Origin of the sequence: Sporosarcina luteola (assembly GCF_007991495.1) — a bacterium.
GTDB lineage: Bacteria > Bacillota > Bacilli > Bacillales_A > Planococcaceae > Sporosarcina > Sporosarcina luteola.
Genome location: NZ_BJYL01000020.1, coordinates 24,696 through 40,319 on the forward strand (window position 1 = coordinate 24,696; position 15,624 = coordinate 40,319).

The window sequence follows — 15,624 nt, forward strand, 5'->3', positions numbered from 1 at the left end:
AAGGAGGTAGGACGTTGGGGGAGCTAACGGAAATATATGAACAAAATGCCGAACAAGTTTTCAAATATTTAATGGTTCTCTGTCGGAATGTCGACATTGCGGAGGAACTCACGCAAGAGACTTTTTATCAGGCAGTTCGTTCAATCGATAGTTACAATGGCGAATGCAAAATGTCTGTGTGGCTCTGCCAGATTGCAAAGCATACGTATTATAAGTTCGTAGATAAGCAAGTCAAACAACCGCAATCACCGCCTCTGCTGAATCAGGTACCTTCACTAGAAAACAAACTAATTGAAGGCGAAGATAAAATTGCACTCTATCGGACAATTCATTTGTTAGAAGAGCCGTATAAAGAAATTGTGTTACTTCGTATACTGGGCGGCTTATCCTTTAAAGAAATTGGAGAGATCCACCTGAAAAATGAAAATTGGGCGAGAGTCACCTTTTACCGTGCAAAATTAAAATTAAGGGAGCGAGGGATTCTAAATGAAAACTGAATGCTATATTGTGCGTGATTTATTACCTTCGTACATAGATCGTCTATGCAGTGAGGAAACATCAAGATATATCGAGCGGCACATAGATACTTGTGAACAATGTGCGGAGCATTTGCATCAAATGCGTGAAGAATTTGATGTTCATGAGGAGCCTGACATTCAAGCTAGGATTGAACAAAAAAAGCCATTTCAAAAGGTTGCACATTATATCGATGTACAAAAGAGTTTTATGACCTTTTTAAGAAGGTCATTATGGATTTCGATTATCGTGACGGTTGGTTTTCTTATTCACTCTTTAATTATGTTTATTGATCTTAACGATGACCGACAAGAAGCACAAGCGATTGAAGAGCAAAAGGGGAGTATTCTGGAAGACACATTAGAGGTATTAGAGACACAAAAAGAACCGGATGAAGCAGCACTTCAATCCGTCTTCCAAAAATACAATGGAGAGCTACAGTATTTGGCTGTATTTTCTAATGACGATGTAGAAGACTTCTCGCTTTTACGAGATGGAAAAACAGAGCCTTATCCGATTGAACTCCCACGTTTACAGAAAGGGCCGACAACTATTTATCCAATTAATTATGCACAGGCAGCGCTTGTAGTTGGTAAGAATGGGAAAATTACAGAGTCAATTATTCCGAATGACTATGATATAGGTACAATCGCAATGGCTAATGACCAATGGATTGTGCAATTTGAATATCAGGATTCCTATCTTGAAACGATTGAAAAAGCCCATCAAACTAAGTATTATGGACCTTCAACCTGGACGGTCTTTCAGTTACCGTTAGTTCTGTTCATCGTTACTGCATTCATATTCGGAAATTGGCTAATCCAAAAACGAAATTCAAAACCTGTGGAAAATATATTAGACTAACGTTGGAAACTGAGTTAACTTCAAAATGTATGGAGTTAACTTTGTTTTTTTATGCCTTGATAGAAGGCTAAAACCGTAATCATAAAACTACGGATTGACAAAAAAATAGCGAGTTTTGTATGATTAACGAATCGGTTGTCAACCGACCCGTGTCAAGGAGGGGAATTATACGGAAAATCGGAAACCAATGAAAGCGCCAGTGCTGAGAAAATCGGACGCCCCACATTCCCAGCAGACGAGGTGGAGGAGTATCGAAACATTCGGCGGATGCCTCCCGATCGAAATGCCCGATTGTAACTTTTGCCTACAAAACATGCGAGCAATCGGATGGACAACAAGGTAAAAAGGCTATTCTAACAAGTAAAAGGCAAACACTTCGGGAATCCCGAGGTGGGTTTTGTCATTTCTTCATGAGGAGGAAACTAGTATGTGTGGAATTGTCGGTTATATTGGAGAGCAGGATACGAAAGAGATCCTACTGAAAGGGCTCGAAAAACTTGAATATCGAGGATACGATTCAGCGGGACTTGGACTTCTGACAAAGAGCGGTGTGGAAGTCATTAAAGAAAAAGGACGAATCGCAGATTTACGAAATGCAGTTGATCCATCCATCGAGTCCAAAACAGGGATCGGCCATACGAGATGGGCGACACATGGGATTCCAGATCGGAAGAATTCCCATCCGCACCAAAGCGAATCCGGACGCTTTACGCTTGTGCATAACGGTGTCATTGAAAACTATGTACAATTGCAAAAGCAATACTTGCAAGGCGTGAACATGAATTCGGAAACCGATACTGAAGTAATTGTACAATTGCTTGAAGTGTTCGTAATAAATGGCATGACAACCGTAGAGGCTTTTCGTCATACGTTATCGTTATTGCACGGTTCTTACGCTATTGCCATGCTGGATACGGGGGATCAAGGAACAATCTATGTCGCTAAAAATCGCAGTCCGTTGCTCGTCGGCGTCGGAGAAGGCTTTAACGTCGTTGCGTCAGATGCGATGGCTATGCTGCAACTGACAGACCAGTTCATCGAGCTCTATGATGAAGAAGTCGTCCTCGTCACAAAAGAAGCGATCCGCATCATGACGCTCGACGGAACGGAAATCAAGCGGGCGCCATATACGGCGAAACTCGACATGAGCGATATTGAAAAAGGAACATACTCGCATTATATGCTCAAAGAAATCGATGAGCAGCCAGGCGCAATGCGCAAGATTTTAACGGCTTACACAAATGATCAAGAGGCACTTGCTATCGACGCAGCCATTATCCAAGCAATGAAAGATGCTGATCGACTTTATATCATTGCGGCTGGTACAAGCTACCATGCTGGCTTGATCGGCAAGCAATACTTCGAAAAGCTCGCAGGCATCCCAGTGGAAGTGCATATTTCAAGCGAATTTGGCTACAACATGCCATTGCTTTCGAGGAATCCGTTGTTTTTATTCATCACCCAATCAGGGGAAACAGCAGACAGCCGTCAAGTGCTCGTGAAAATCAAATCGCTCGGCTACCCGACAATCACAATGACAAACGTTCCAGGCTCTACGTTGTCACGGGAAGCAGACCATACATTGCTTCTTCACGCAGGTCCAGAAATCGCAGTTGCATCGACGAAAGCGTACACCGCTCAGGTTGCCGTGCTCGCCATCACTGCGTACGTTGTCGCAATACAATTGAACAAGGAAGTTGATTTTGATTTGAGACAGGAACTCTCCATCGTCGCCAACGCCATCCAAACCCTTATCGACTCGAAGGATGAGATGGAACAGATTGCGAAGGAGTACCTTGAAACAACACGCAACGCCTTTTTCCTAGGCCGGAACTTAGATTTCTACGTCAGCCTGGAAGGTGCACTCAAACTAAAAGAAATCTCATACATCCAGGCAGAAGGCTTTGCCGGCGGAGAACTGAAGCATGGAACAATCGCTCTTATTGAAGAAGGCACGCCAGTTTTCGCCATAGCGACTCAAAAGTCCGTCAGCCTCAATATCCGAGGCAATGTCAAAGAGGTTGTCGCTCGTGGCGCGCATCCATGCATTATTTCCATGGAAGGTACCGAAGAAGAAGGCGACCGTTTTGTCTTGCCGCCTGTCCATGAGTTACTGACACCAATCGTTTCAGTTGTTCCGCTACAGCTAATTGCGTATTATGCATCGCTTCATCGTGGATGCGACGTAGATAAGCCTCGGAATTTGGCGAAGAGCGTTACGGTGGAGTGAGACTGGGTTTTAGTTGATCAGATTTGAAATAAAGTTATAGCGTTTTACCCCTTTTAGATATGCTGATCTAAAGGGGTTTTTTGGGGGAAATTCAACCGGGCCTTTCCTTAGTACATTACAGGAAACTTGGGGAAGGATTTATTCTGAATGGTTTCCATCTTCGAATTAAGTAGCAGAAGGACCCGAAATCTTGTCGATTAAATCTCAAGATCTAACTTCACCTTCTGTGACAAGTGAAATTTGGTTTCCGGTTTTGAAAAGAGAATAAAAGTTTAAAAGAGCTTCTTGAGCTATATCGAACAATCAAATAACGTATAATGAAAAGGCTGTCCAGAATCGGTCTGGACAGCCTTTTAAAATTCTTGGGTTGAGCTTCTTATTTAAGGAAGTTTTCAGTCGAAGTGACTTCACAGTACATACTACCAAGTGCGCTAACAAATGCAGTATGAACTTGTTCAGCTGGAACTGTTTTTCCATCATAAGACATATCGCGTGTGGCACAAGCGTCTTCAATAAGTACCGTTTCAAAGCCAAGGTCTACAGAAGCTCTGACTGTCGCATCGATACACATATGAGTCATCATGCCGATAACAACAACTTTCGTTACACCGTTTTCTCTTAATTTGCTTTCCAAATCAGTCTTTAGGTAGCTATTCGGGAAGTTTTTCACGACGATGGTTTCGTCTTCCATAGGTTGAACCGTTTTATGGATTTCAGCACCTTCTGTATCCGGTAGGAAAAATCCTAGTGACGGATCAGCTGCGATATGCTGAACGTGAAAAATGTTTTCTTTGTTATTCTTTCTAAAATACTCAAGCACTTTAGCAGCATTAGCAGCCGCTTTATCTGGGTTAACCAATTCCATTCTTCCGTGTTGGAAATAGTCATTTTGAATATCAACAATAATTAGAGCTGTGCTCATAATTCTCCACCTCGTTTAACGTATTTTTGCTACAATCCAATCATATACCGCATATGGTATGTTATCGATAACTTGACGAAACGCTTTTAGCCAAAACAATTTCACGGTGAAAGGAGTTACTTATGGAACTTGATACTATTGATTTTCAAATACTCCGGTTGTTGTCCGAAAACTCACGTATACAATGGAAAGACTTAGGCGAACAAATTCATATGACAGGCCAGGCGGTAGGGAATCGCATAAAAAAACTTGAGGACAGCGGGATCATTAAAGCCTATTCCCTACTCGTTGATGAAACAAAATTAGGCATTCCTTATACAGCTTTTATCATCATTTATATGAAAACAACAAACCACGAATCATTTAAACAATTAATGAATGCTCGCAAAGAGGTAATAGAAGTCCATCGAGTATCGGGGGAAGGTTGTTATCATTTGAAAATAAAAGTGGAATCGCAAGAACAATTGAATCTGTTTCTGGACGAAATTCTTGAGTATGGGAACTATACTGTGCATTTATCGATACAGAAGATTAAACAAGAAAATCCATTAACGGCTAAATAATAAGATGTGAAAAACAGACAGAAATGGAATTTTTCTGTCTGTTATTGCTGTTAAAGTGAGTATGTTTCACCGTGATCTGACAAACACTTTGAATTGGCTCCGCTTAAATCATTGGCTTGACATAGTACCTACGGGGGTATAATATAATTTGTGAGATATGAAAGTAGTTGATGAAAATCCAATAGATCATCAAGTGAACGGTCGTTAGTAAAACAACGACTATTTTATTTGCATCTTATTATACCCGCACCCGTATATATAGTGACGATATGGCTATAAAGGGGGTAATCAAATGACTGAAACAAATAAGCAGTTAGTTGCAAAATGCTTAGCATATCCGATGCAATTATCAATCTTGAAGATGGCCAATTATTGGAAGTTCAAGCGGCCGATAAAGGCTCAATGGCTGATTTAGCGGCATGGGGAAGCAGAGTAGGGCATCAGTATTTAGGTACGACGGAAGGAAGTGGTGATCCATGGATATAACATTTATCGTTGTCGTATTTGCGATTGGATTTATCGGTTCATTTTTATCAGGGATGCTAGGTGTCGGCGGTTCAATTATTAAATATCCAATGCTGTTATATATTCCTCCTTTATTTGGTCTTGTAACCTTTACAGCCCATGAGGTTTCAGGTATAAGCGCGGTACAAGTGCTGTTTGCTTCAGTTGCCGGAGTATGGGCATACCGAAAAGGTGGATATCTAAACAAACAACTCATCGTTTATATGGGTGGAGCGATCTTAATTGGTAGCTTAATAGGTAGTTTTGGGTCCAGCTACTTATCAGAACAAACGGTAAACGTCGTGTATGGCATTCTTGCCGTCATTGCAGCTGTGATGATGTTTATACCTAAAAAGCCAGTAGACGATATGCCGCTGAATGAAGTGACATTTAATAAGCCACTGGCAGCAATCTTAGCTTTAATTGTAGGAATGGCATCTGGTATCGTCGGTGCCGCAGGGGGATTTCTACTCGTACCGATAATGTTAACCGTCCTGCACATACCAACACGAATGACGATTGCAACAAGTCTAGCCGTTACGTTTATTTCTTCCATCGGGGGGAGTGTAGGTAAACTCGTTACCGGTCAAGTGGATTATTGGCCAGCGCTTATTATGATTGTGGCAAGCCTGCTAGCAGCGCCGCTTGGAGCCAAAGCTAGTAAGAATATGAATATAAGAGTTTTACAAATAATTTTAGCACTTCTGATTGCAGGCACTGCAGTGAAAATTTGGTTCGATATTTTACTGTAGTTGAAAACAAAAAGTCATTGAAAATTAATACAGCGAATTAAAAAACGACTCCAAATCCTAATTTGGGTCGTCTTTTTTGATGCAACTATGTAGATTAGCCATTTTCATCAAATTTTCATAAACCTTGATTACTATGAACATTGAGCGGTTTTTTGGATAGGAGGTAACATTGGCAATGTCTACTGCACAAGTGTCCGTTGGTATTATCATTTTAAGCTTGAGTATGGGATTTCTTTTTTACTACTTCCTAAATGATTTAACTAGGGAAAAAAAGAAGGGCAGTATGGAAGAGGTTTTAGGGCAACTGATGAATTTTGTTATTTATATGTGGATTGGAAAAATCATTTTAAACCTTTCAGTTTTTTTAAAAGACCCGCTGTCGATAGTAGCCTACCCAAGTAATTCATCTGCATTTTACGTAGCTGTTTTAGCGAGTGGGATAACCATTTCGTTGAAGTTCAAACGACAAAAAATTGATAGCACACCATTTTTTCAAGCTTTGCTCTCTATCCTTTTAATGGCGTCGTTTGTTTATGAATTTATTCAAATAGTATGGAACAACAATACATATTCGATAAGATATATGGGTTTACTTGCTTTGCTTATTATCATGATCGTCGTCTTGCGTGACCGTATAGCAACCGACAGATTAAATGTAATCATGATAGTTGGCTGGATGTTAGGGACATTGGGATTGGCTTTCAGTATGCCGTTTACGATGGTGTTCGGATATACAATCTCTCCGTGGTTTTTAAGCCTTATGTTCATCACTTCTTTAACAATGTTAATGATAAAAAAATGGAGGACGGTGTTGTAAATGGGAGGAATTGAGACAGATACGATGTTAGTCGTGGGAATGTTTTTAGCGGCAGGAGCAGGAGCTCTATCTTTTTTATCGCCTTGTGTATTGCCTATTTTCCCGGCCTATTTATCGTACATCACGGGCATCAGTGTGAAAGAACTGCAGGGAAATCATAATGGTAAAATACGTAGTAAATTATTAAGCCATTCTGTGTTTTTTTTGTTGGGAATTTCACTAGTCTTTATTGGGTTGGGAATCGGTGCTTCATTTTTAGGTCAATGGATTCAAAGCTTATTAATAGGAAATTCAGGATTACTGATTCAGCGTTTAGCCGGAATATTTATCATCTTCATGGGGCTTTTTGTTGGGGGGTGGATCAATATCACATTGTTAATGAAAGAAAAGCGTTTCCAATCCACTAAAAGACCTGTTGGCTATTTAGGTACTTTTTTTGTAGGTATGGGATTTGCCGCTGGATGGACACCTTGCATTGGGCCGATCTTCGGTTCCATATTATTTTTGGCAGCAAGTAATCCGGGGCAAGGAATCTTGTATACGGTAATGTATGTTATTGGTTTTTCCTTGCCGTTTCTTATCCTGACATTTTTCCTCGGTTCGACCAAATGGATTGTACGTCATAGTCAAGTAATCATGAAAACGGGTGCCGTTATTATGATCCTTATGGGCTTAATCTTGTTTACGGGTCAAATGCCACGTATCACCGAGTTTCTACTTAAATTAGTGCAGGATACATGGTTCGAAAAATTGGGATGAAAAATGGGGGGGAGTTAATTGAAAAAGACGATATTTATTTTGATTGTCGTAGGGATGCTGGGTTGGACAGTGTATGAGTTTGTCCTTTCATCTGATAAGGGTAATACAAAATTCTCGGAATATGAAGATGGTAATATCGGAGAAAAAGTGGTTGAATCAAATGAAATAGGGATTCGTAAAGGACAAGTAGCCCCAGATTTTGAACTCAAGACTTTGGATGGTGAAACAATCAAGTTGTCAGATTACAGAGGACAACGAGTCATGCTGAACTTCTGGGCAACTTGGTGTCCGCCATGCCGCGCTGAAATGCCTGATATGCAAAAGTTTCAGGAAAAGAAGGATGTGCAAATATTGGCTGTCAATTTATCTGAAACAGAATCAGATCCGAAAAATGTTCAGCGGTTCGTTGACGACTTGGAGTTGACATTGACAATCCCTCTGGATGAGGAATCTGCTGTTTCAGAGGAATATCAAGTTATGGCATATCCCACTACGTATATGATTGACTCGAACGGGCGCATTCAATTCGTCATGTTGGGTGCGATGAATTATGATTTTATGGTGCAGCAGTTTGAAATGATGGAGTAGGTTTACGGCCGTGGAAACGAAGAATTGAGGTGATCTAGATGAAAAAAACGATAATGGTTGTTGAAGATGATCAAATGATTCGTAATCTTATCCTTATTTATTTAAAGAAAAATGGATATGACGCTGTGGAAGCAAGTGATGGAGAAGAAGCAAAATCGGTTTTCTTAGAACGTCGACCTTGTCTAATCCTATTGGACCTCATGCTTCCAAAGGTCAGCGGTGAAGAGTTTTACACGTGGATTCGTGAGCAAAAGCATAATGAGGTTTCGGTCATTATGCTGTCAGCGAAAGTGCGAATTGAAGATCGGATTTCTGGGTTGAATCTAGGTGCGGACGCTTATATGACAAAGCCTTTTGACCCGAATGAACTTATCGCACAAGTCGAAGCTGTCCTTAGACGTACTGGACAATTTTGTCAAAGAATTGTTCATGATGGGTTATGTATCATGCCGAGAAAAAGAGAAGTTTTACTTAATGGTGAAGATATCATGCTTACAAAGTATGAGTTTAATCTATTACATTACTTCATGCAGAATCCCAATATTGTACTATCACGTGAACAGCTTATTAGAAAAATTCATCCCAATATGGAGAGCAGTGTGTTGGATCGTACGATCGATGCACATATAAAAAAACTTCGTGAGAAAATTGAGGAGCATCCGTCAAAACCAATTCGCGTTCAAACGGTCAGGGGAATGGGGTATAAGTTCGTTGCGAATCCTTAACCTTCTTTCCCGCCTTACACCAACAGGATTTCTTTGGCGGTTAAGTTTCATAAATATTTTAGTCATCATGATGGTAACTGTTATAAGTGGATGGGCTGTATATAGCTCCGCTTGCTTTCTTGCAGGAGAAGTAGGGGGATTTGATACGCTTTTGCAGCAACGATTTAATCGGACACTTCGCAGTTACTTATGGATCTTAATCCTAATTGCGGTTTTTGTTGGGAGTGTATTTCATTTTTATTTAATTAAACGCTTCATCCAACCAATCCAGAGTTTGATCGAAGCTACGAAAGAACTGAAACGGGGGCAATATCCTGATTTAGTGAAAGTTCATAAAAGTGATGAAATCGGTCAATTGGCTCACCAATATAATGAGCTGGTTGTACAGCTGCAAATGAATGAACAGCAGAGGAACAGGCTCGTTACAGACGTATCACATGAAATAAGAACGCCATTATCGAATTTAAATGGGTATCTGCAAGGGCTGAAAGATGGAGATATAATTGGAGATCAAGCACTTTTTGCATCCCTGTATCAAGAATCAAAACGATTGTCTCGAATGCTCGAACAACTTGAGCAATTAAAAGAATGGGATCACCTATCGAACCAAACAATTGTTGTAAAAGAGACCCATGAGATTGAGCCCGTACTGCGCCAATGTGTTGCGATGTTTGCAAGAACGTTAGAAGAAAAGAGCATACCTATACGATTAGAGATTGAATCTTGCAAAGTAGAACTTCATATTGTGGGCATCCAACAAGTGATTAGTAATTTATTGGGAAATGCTATTAATTATTATGAGGGCGAAGGACCAATTTTATTGGTGGGGGCGAAGCAAGAAAAGGCTTATCACATATCTATTTCGGGGCCAAGTCAACCGATACCGGAAAATGAAAAGGAAAAGGTGTTTAGACGGTTTTACCGACTTGATTCCTCTCGAAACCGTATGACTGGTGGTTCAGGATTAGGACTTGCAATTTCAAGGGAAATTATCGAACGCTATCATCAAGGTGAAATCGGAGTTAGCCCAAAGAGTGCTAGCAATGCTTTTTGGATAGTCTTACCGAGGTGAAAAATACATTTTCACGTAAACCTCTTTGTTATGTAATCAAATGCATGTGTCCATACAATAAATAAAAGGTATAATTCCCAACGCTCAGGAGTTATACCTTTTTTGTCGTTATTTTTCGTTGTTATGCTCGCCCAATTGGCACATTTCTTGAATGATCGGCTGTATTCAACCTTTGGAGGAATTTGAGTGAAAGAACGGACATTGGGGGCGTCAAAAGAGTTCAGAAATTCTGCGGCAGTCATATTGGAATCGAGAAAATCAGTCCATATACGTTTCAACTAGTTCATAGCATCTCTCTTCTGTAAGATTTGCCAGCACAACTATGTATTCTAATTGTTCTGCAGTGCCACCTTCGAATTTTAGCGATGCCTCTTTTGCAGCGTTATCCCTTTGTTTAATCCAACTCCGTTGTTCATCTCGCAATTGGTCCATTTCTTCTGTAGAAAGTTGCTCCTTGAGGACTCCGTAAATCTCATTTAATAACTCATCCCACAGATCATATCGGTCACCTTCCACTTTTTTCATAGCGTATGTAGAAGAGTCATCTGCATACTTTTTTCTTATTTCATTCACTTCTTTGTTCGTATCAGCGAGTTTCTTATGATATTCTTTTTTAAAGCCCGCTGTTGTATTAGTTATTGGGTCAATATGATTGCCTGCATCATCGTTGCCTGTGGATGGAGTAAGGGAATCGTTATTTTGTGTCTCGTCAGATGTGTTTCCACAAGCACCTACAATAACCAAAATGATTGCCAACATGCCTACTAATAACTTCCGATGATTTTTCATTGTGCACCGCCTTTCATCCGATGGGTTTATCTACCTTTTCTTATACAATAACAGAAATTTTCATGTGTAAGTGTAGATGAAATAGAAAACACTTGTCATTTCATCTAAAAACGAATAATATATGTAAGGGATAAAAAAATGTTCGTGTTTTGGAGGAGTTTCTCTGTGTTTAAACTGAAAGAAAATCATACGACTGTAAAAACGGAAGTTCTTGCAGGCTTTACGACCTTTTTCACGATGGTCTATATCGTGATTGTGAATCCAATTATTTTAAAAGATGCAGGTGTGCCGTTTGATCAAGTGTTTACAGCTACTATAATTGCTACGGTGATCGGGACACTTTGGATGGCGCTTGCAGCTAATTATCCGATCGCAATTGCACCGGGTATGGGCATGAATGCATATTTCGCTTATTCTGTCGTTGGCACAAACGGCATTACGTATGAGACGGCATTCTCGGCTGTTTTCGTTGCAGGTATCATTTTTGTTGTATTATCGTTGACCTCTTTCCGGAAAGTATTAATTGAAGCCATACCTGAAAACTTGAAGCATGGGATTACAGCGGGGATTGGTTTGTTCATCGCCTTTATCGGAATGAGACAAGCCGGCATGATTGTCTCCCATCCATCTAATCTTGTTGCACTCGGGGACCTTCACTCGCCAACTGTGCTTTTTGCCTTGCTTGGACTTACTGTTACGCTCATTCTAATGGCGTTGAGAGTGCATGGGGCATTGTTCCTTGGGATGATTATTACGGCAGTTGTTGCCTTTTTCACAGGACATCTATCATTTGACCAAGGTTTCGTTCAAATGCCGTCGTTGCCGGATGGCCTTATTATTTCCAATCCATTTACCGCTTTCACGGATGTGTGGCAACATATGCTGTTCCCGGTCGTCTTTTCATTTCTTATGGTGACAATCTTCGATACGACAGGCACAATGATCGGCGTTGCGCAGCAAGCGGGGCTAATGAAAGATAATAAAATGCCTCGGGCACGTCAAGCTCTACTCGCAGACTCTGTTGCAGCTACAGCAGGCTCTATGTTTGGAACGACACCAACAAGCGCATATATCGAATCATCCGCAGGTGTCGCAGCAGGAGGGCGAACAGGACTTACTACAGTAACGGTTGCTATTTTATTTATCGTTGCGGCGTTCTTCGGACCGCTTGTTAGTGCGGTCTCTGGTCTGTCTTCGATAACCGCCCCTGCTTTAATCATTGTCGGCAGTTTAATGATGGGAGCTATTGCGAAAATCAAATGGGATGAAATTGACGAAGCGTTTCCAGCATTCTTAATCATCCTAAGCATGCCGCTCACGTCAAGCATCGCTACAGGGATTGCGCTGGGATTCATTTCTTATCCGATCTTGAAGGTCGTCACGGGGAAATGGCGAGTGGTCCATCCTCTTGTGTATGTATTCGCGGTTCTATTCTTTTATCAATTGGCGTTTCTGCCGCATTGATCGATATCTAATAGTACGGGGAGCCAATCATGTCAGTCCGATTGGCTCCTTTTAAATTGCATTTTTCTTTATAAAACCGTAAAACTAAGATATATCATCAGGAAAGGAGTTTTTGTATGGACGAAAAAAATACGATTTCATTGCAATATAGCAGGAATTCGGCTGCATTTCCGTTATCCGCTGATGAAAATCAGCTACAAACGGTGACAGCTGAACCTTGGTTGGAAATCTCCAAGGAGGCATTGCAGCTTGAAGGATTATGTTTTGACCGTGAAGGCAATCTCTATTTGTTGGAAGTGTTCGGCGGGCGTGTATTCAAAGTAAGCTTGCCAGAAAAGACCATCGAAACGGTGTTTGGCGAAAATACTATGAATCCTGCTGCCATTAAAATTCATAAAGATGGAAGACTGTTCCTTTGTGTGCTTGGAGATTTAAATAGCTCGATCGGATCAGGAGGTGTTTACGCAATCCAACCTGACGGGTCGAATATGGAGGAAATCATTGCTCCAAGAGAAAAGTACGCGGTGGACGATATGGTGTTTGATCGAAAAGGCGGTTTTTACTTTACCGATTTCAGAGGCCACCATTTCGATCCGCTCGGAGGCGTCTATTACGTCTCCCCGGATTTCAACTCAGTAACCCCGATTGCAAAGAACTTGGCAAGTCCGAACGGCATCTCTTTGAGCAAGGATGAAAGATCGTTATGGATTACCGAGACAAATGCGAATCGCCTCAATCGGATCGAATTATTGGACGATGGCGTTACAATCGCACCGTATGGCAGTTCCGTACCTTATTACTTTTCAGGCTACGACGGTCCAGACTCCTGTTGCATCGACACCGACGACAATCTATACGTCGCGATGTACGAACAGGGAAGAGTGCTCGTGTTCAATAAAAACGGATGTCCAATAGGGCAGATTTTACTACCAGGCAGAGAGAATGGGCATATGTTGCGCTCCACTCATCCAGCTTTCATACCGGAAACGAACGAGCTCATTATTTGCTCGAATGATCCGGTAGGCGGCGGTGGCTCATGGCTCTTTAGAGCAAAAGGTTTCGCAAAAGGGCATTTGGGTTATCAGTTTGCTTAAATAAGGATTTACAGTAAGAAGCCAATCATCTTCATAGTTGATTGGCTTTTTGGCATGTGTAAATTAACTATCCCTTGGTACCATCAGGGGATGAAATTCATACGCTACATCAGCAGTGAAAGGAGAGAACCTATTGCTTTCACCAAGTGCATTTTTACTCGAAATGATACCTCTCTATCTCATTTCAATAATAGGTTTTACTAGCAGGAAAATGAACGTAATGAACTTTCATGCCAACGAAGTTATCACTCAATTAATGCTCTATATCACCTTGCCGGCTTTGATTTTATACTCTCTTCATACGACATTTTCAAGTGATTTGCTAATTGACTTCGCATGGCTGGTCGCGATGTCTCTCTACATCCTGGCTGTATCTGTTTTTATAGCTGCATGGCTGAGGAGAAAAGCAGCATTGCCGATGAATCAAAAAAATGTATATGAAAGTTTAATTGTATTTGGGAATCAAGGCTTCATCGGGTTTGCCGTCATATTTATAGTAATGGCGGAGCAAGGCCTCATTTACTTGACCCTCTTTAACATTTGCTATTTAGTTCTCATTTGGACGTACGGCATCTACCTTTTCACAAAAAATGAACAAAGCATAAACTGGAGAATGTTAGTTTTTAATCCGGGCATCCTATCTACTTTCATCGGTTTAGCCATGCTCTTCCTTCCATTCAAGTGGCCACAAGCCATCGTCGCTACATTTGAAAGCGTTGGCAAAATGACCATCCCCCTATCGATGCTACTGATCGGAAGTTTGCTCGCGGACTTACGGTGGTACCAATTCCGTCAATACAGTAAAAATAGTTACATATGGCTAGCAGCTAGCTTTAGATTAATCTTCCTTCCATTATTTTTACTACTATTTCTTCTTCTACATGCTCCATACCCATTGATCGTAATAGCAGTGTTGACATCCGCCATGCCGAGCGCCACGACCACTTCTGTCTATGCACAAAAGTTCGGTGGAGACGCTTCCTTTGCCTCATTTGGCGTGATGCTGACAACCTTGCTTTGTCTTCTTACCATTCCATTACTATACGGCTTGCTGCAATGGTTGCATCCTTACTTTTACTGAAATTTTAAGCATGAATTGAGATCTTTCTCCCTTCATGCTTTTTTGTTGTTGGGAAAATAATGACTGAAAGAGCTCCTTATATTATCCGAATGAAATTGCACCTTATAGCATACGATTGAGTAATAGAATGACTTGAAAAATAGTCAAATGGTAGGTCCGGAGGGGTGGAGTGTGGAAAAAGAGAGTCAACGGTATGTGGAACTGGAGCCGGTTGTTATTAGTAGGTATCAAATTAGAAAAAGGATATTTGATGTCCTTGCAAGTTCCATTCTTATTGTATGTTGTATTCCTTTATTCCTTATTTTATCAGTGTCAATTGTATTGAATTCGGGAATTCCTATCTTTTTTTTGCAAAAAAGAACGGGAAAAGACAATCAATTGTTCACCATCTTTAAGTTCCGAACGATGAAAGGTTCAAAGCATAATCGACCTACACATGCATATGAATGGAAAGAAGGCGTACCGGATAGCTTTACGTTTAAAACGGATTTTGATGCTTCCGTCACACCAATTGGCCGTGTGCTGCGAAAATATAGTTTGGACGAGTTGCCTCAGTTGTTCAATGTCTTCTTCGGAGAGATGAGCATTGTCGGCCCAAGACCGGAAATTCCTGAGATCACAACTCATTACACTTCATTACAGGCAAAACGGCTCCAAGTAAAACCTGGTATTACGGGCTATGCTCAGGTGAATGGACGATCTGAAATTAATCATGGCAAGAAAATTGAGTATGACCTTTACTATATTGAAAATCAGTCGATTCTATTTGATTTGAAAATTATCATAGCAACTATTAAATGCGTAGTGAAGGGGAAAGGGGCATTTTAGTTTGAAAAAAAATCGGGCCAACATATTGGGTAGCGAAAAATGAAATAGGACATTCC

The 15,624-nt window shown here is 40.8% G+C and carries 17 protein-coding genes and 1 pseudogene; 16 read left to right on the top strand and 2 right to left on the bottom strand.

Annotation, left to right across the window (positions count from 1 at the left end; translation table 11 throughout):
- The first annotated feature begins 14 nt into the window (after positions 1-14).
- The 4 genes and pseudogenes from SLU01_RS07700 to SLU01_RS18235 form a co-directional block, all read left to right on the top strand.
- Positions 15-497 carry an RNA polymerase sigma factor gene (locus SLU01_RS07700; protein ID WP_147056961.1) on the top strand — a complete coding sequence of 161 codons (483 nt, stop codon included), beginning with the start codon at positions 15-17 and terminating at the stop codon, positions 495-497.
- Positions 487-1,380 (top strand): zf-HC2 domain-containing protein, encoded by an 894-nt coding sequence (locus SLU01_RS07705; RefSeq protein ID WP_147056963.1) that lies wholly within the window; start codon positions 487-489, stop codon positions 1,378-1,380. Before SLU01_RS07700 ends, SLU01_RS07705 begins: the two co-directional genes overlap by 11 nt.
- 427 nt (positions 1,381-1,807) lie before the next feature.
- A complete protein-coding gene (glmS, locus tag SLU01_RS07710; RefSeq protein ID WP_147056965.1) occupies positions 1,808-3,610 on the top strand; it encodes a glutamine--fructose-6-phosphate transaminase (isomerizing) in 1,803 nt (600 codons plus the stop codon).
- A gap of 91 nt (positions 3,611-3,701) precedes the next feature.
- Positions 3,702-3,878, top strand: a pseudogene (locus SLU01_RS18235) (GyrI-like domain-containing protein); the annotation flags it as partial.
- A gap of 108 nt (positions 3,879-3,986) precedes the next feature.
- Here SLU01_RS18235 and SLU01_RS07720 read toward each other — a convergent pair.
- The gene (locus tag SLU01_RS07720; RefSeq protein WP_147056967.1) at positions 3,987-4,532 is read right to left on the bottom strand and encodes a cysteine hydrolase family protein; all 546 of its coding nucleotides are present in this window, start codon (positions 4,530-4,532) and stop codon (positions 3,987-3,989) included.
- A gap of 122 nt (positions 4,533-4,654) precedes the next feature.
- On the opposite strand from SLU01_RS07720, the gene SLU01_RS07725 reads away from it, so the two are divergent.
- The 8 genes from SLU01_RS07725 to SLU01_RS07760 all read left to right on the top strand — a co-directional run bounded on the left by SLU01_RS07725 (position 4,655) and on the right by SLU01_RS07760 (position 10,312).
- A complete protein-coding gene (locus SLU01_RS07725; protein WP_147056969.1) occupies positions 4,655-5,095 on the top strand; it encodes an Lrp/AsnC family transcriptional regulator in 441 nt (146 codons plus the stop codon).
- A 324-nt stretch (positions 5,096-5,419) separates the two neighbouring features.
- Complete coding sequence (locus SLU01_RS07730) at positions 5,420-5,581, top strand: sulfurtransferase TusA family protein (RefSeq protein WP_174842626.1); 162 nt, start codon at positions 5,420-5,422, stop codon at positions 5,579-5,581.
- A complete protein-coding gene (locus SLU01_RS07735) occupies positions 5,572-6,351 on the top strand; it encodes a sulfite exporter TauE/SafE family protein (RefSeq protein WP_147056971.1) in 780 nt (259 codons plus the stop codon). The genes SLU01_RS07730 and SLU01_RS07735 overlap by 10 nt, the downstream gene beginning before the upstream one ends.
- A 175-nt stretch (positions 6,352-6,526) precedes the next feature.
- Complete coding sequence (locus SLU01_RS18090) at positions 6,527-7,168, top strand: hypothetical protein (protein WP_174842627.1); 642 nt, start codon at positions 6,527-6,529, stop codon at positions 7,166-7,168.
- Complete coding sequence (locus SLU01_RS07745; RefSeq protein ID WP_147056973.1) at positions 7,169-7,927, top strand: cytochrome c biogenesis CcdA family protein; 759 nt, start codon at positions 7,169-7,171, stop codon at positions 7,925-7,927.
- Between the two features lie 18 nt (positions 7,928-7,945).
- Positions 7,946-8,515, top strand: a complete 570-nt coding sequence (locus SLU01_RS07750; RefSeq protein ID WP_147056975.1) for a TlpA disulfide reductase family protein — start codon at positions 7,946-7,948, stop codon at positions 8,513-8,515.
- Positions 8,516-8,553: 38 nt separating this feature from the next.
- The gene (locus SLU01_RS07755; protein ID WP_147056977.1) at positions 8,554-9,240 is read left to right on the top strand and encodes a response regulator transcription factor; all 687 of its coding nucleotides are present in this window, start codon (positions 8,554-8,556) and stop codon (positions 9,238-9,240) included.
- Positions 9,227-10,312, top strand: a complete 1,086-nt coding sequence (locus SLU01_RS07760; RefSeq protein ID WP_246110923.1) for a sensor histidine kinase — start codon at positions 9,227-9,229, stop codon at positions 10,310-10,312. Before SLU01_RS07755 ends, SLU01_RS07760 begins: the two co-directional genes overlap by 14 nt.
- Before the next feature lie 258 nt (positions 10,313-10,570).
- On the opposite strand, the gene SLU01_RS07765 is transcribed toward SLU01_RS07760, so the two are convergent.
- Positions 10,571-11,101, bottom strand: a complete 531-nt coding sequence (locus tag SLU01_RS07765; protein ID WP_147056979.1) for a lysozyme inhibitor LprI family protein — start codon at positions 11,099-11,101, stop codon at positions 10,571-10,573.
- Positions 11,102-11,266: 165 nt separating this feature from the next.
- On the opposite strand from SLU01_RS07765, the gene SLU01_RS07770 reads away from it, so the two are divergent.
- The 4 genes from SLU01_RS07770 to SLU01_RS07785 all read left to right on the top strand — a co-directional run bounded on the left by SLU01_RS07770 (position 11,267) and on the right by SLU01_RS07785 (position 15,568).
- Positions 11,267-12,565, top strand: a complete 1,299-nt coding sequence (locus SLU01_RS07770) for an NCS2 family permease (protein WP_147056981.1) — start codon at positions 11,267-11,269, stop codon at positions 12,563-12,565.
- Positions 12,566-12,681: 116 nt separating this feature from the next.
- Entirely contained in the window at positions 12,682-13,659 is a 978-nt protein-coding gene (locus SLU01_RS07775) for an SMP-30/gluconolactonase/LRE family protein (protein WP_147056983.1), read from the top strand.
- Between the two features lie 163 nt (positions 13,660-13,822).
- Complete coding sequence (locus tag SLU01_RS07780; protein ID WP_147057165.1) at positions 13,823-14,740, top strand: AEC family transporter; 918 nt, start codon at positions 13,823-13,825, stop codon at positions 14,738-14,740.
- Positions 14,741-14,911: 171 nt separating this feature from the next.
- Positions 14,912-15,568, top strand: a complete 657-nt coding sequence (locus SLU01_RS07785) for a sugar transferase (protein WP_246110924.1) — start codon at positions 14,912-14,914, stop codon at positions 15,566-15,568.
- Positions 15,569-15,624 lie beyond the last annotated feature (56 nt).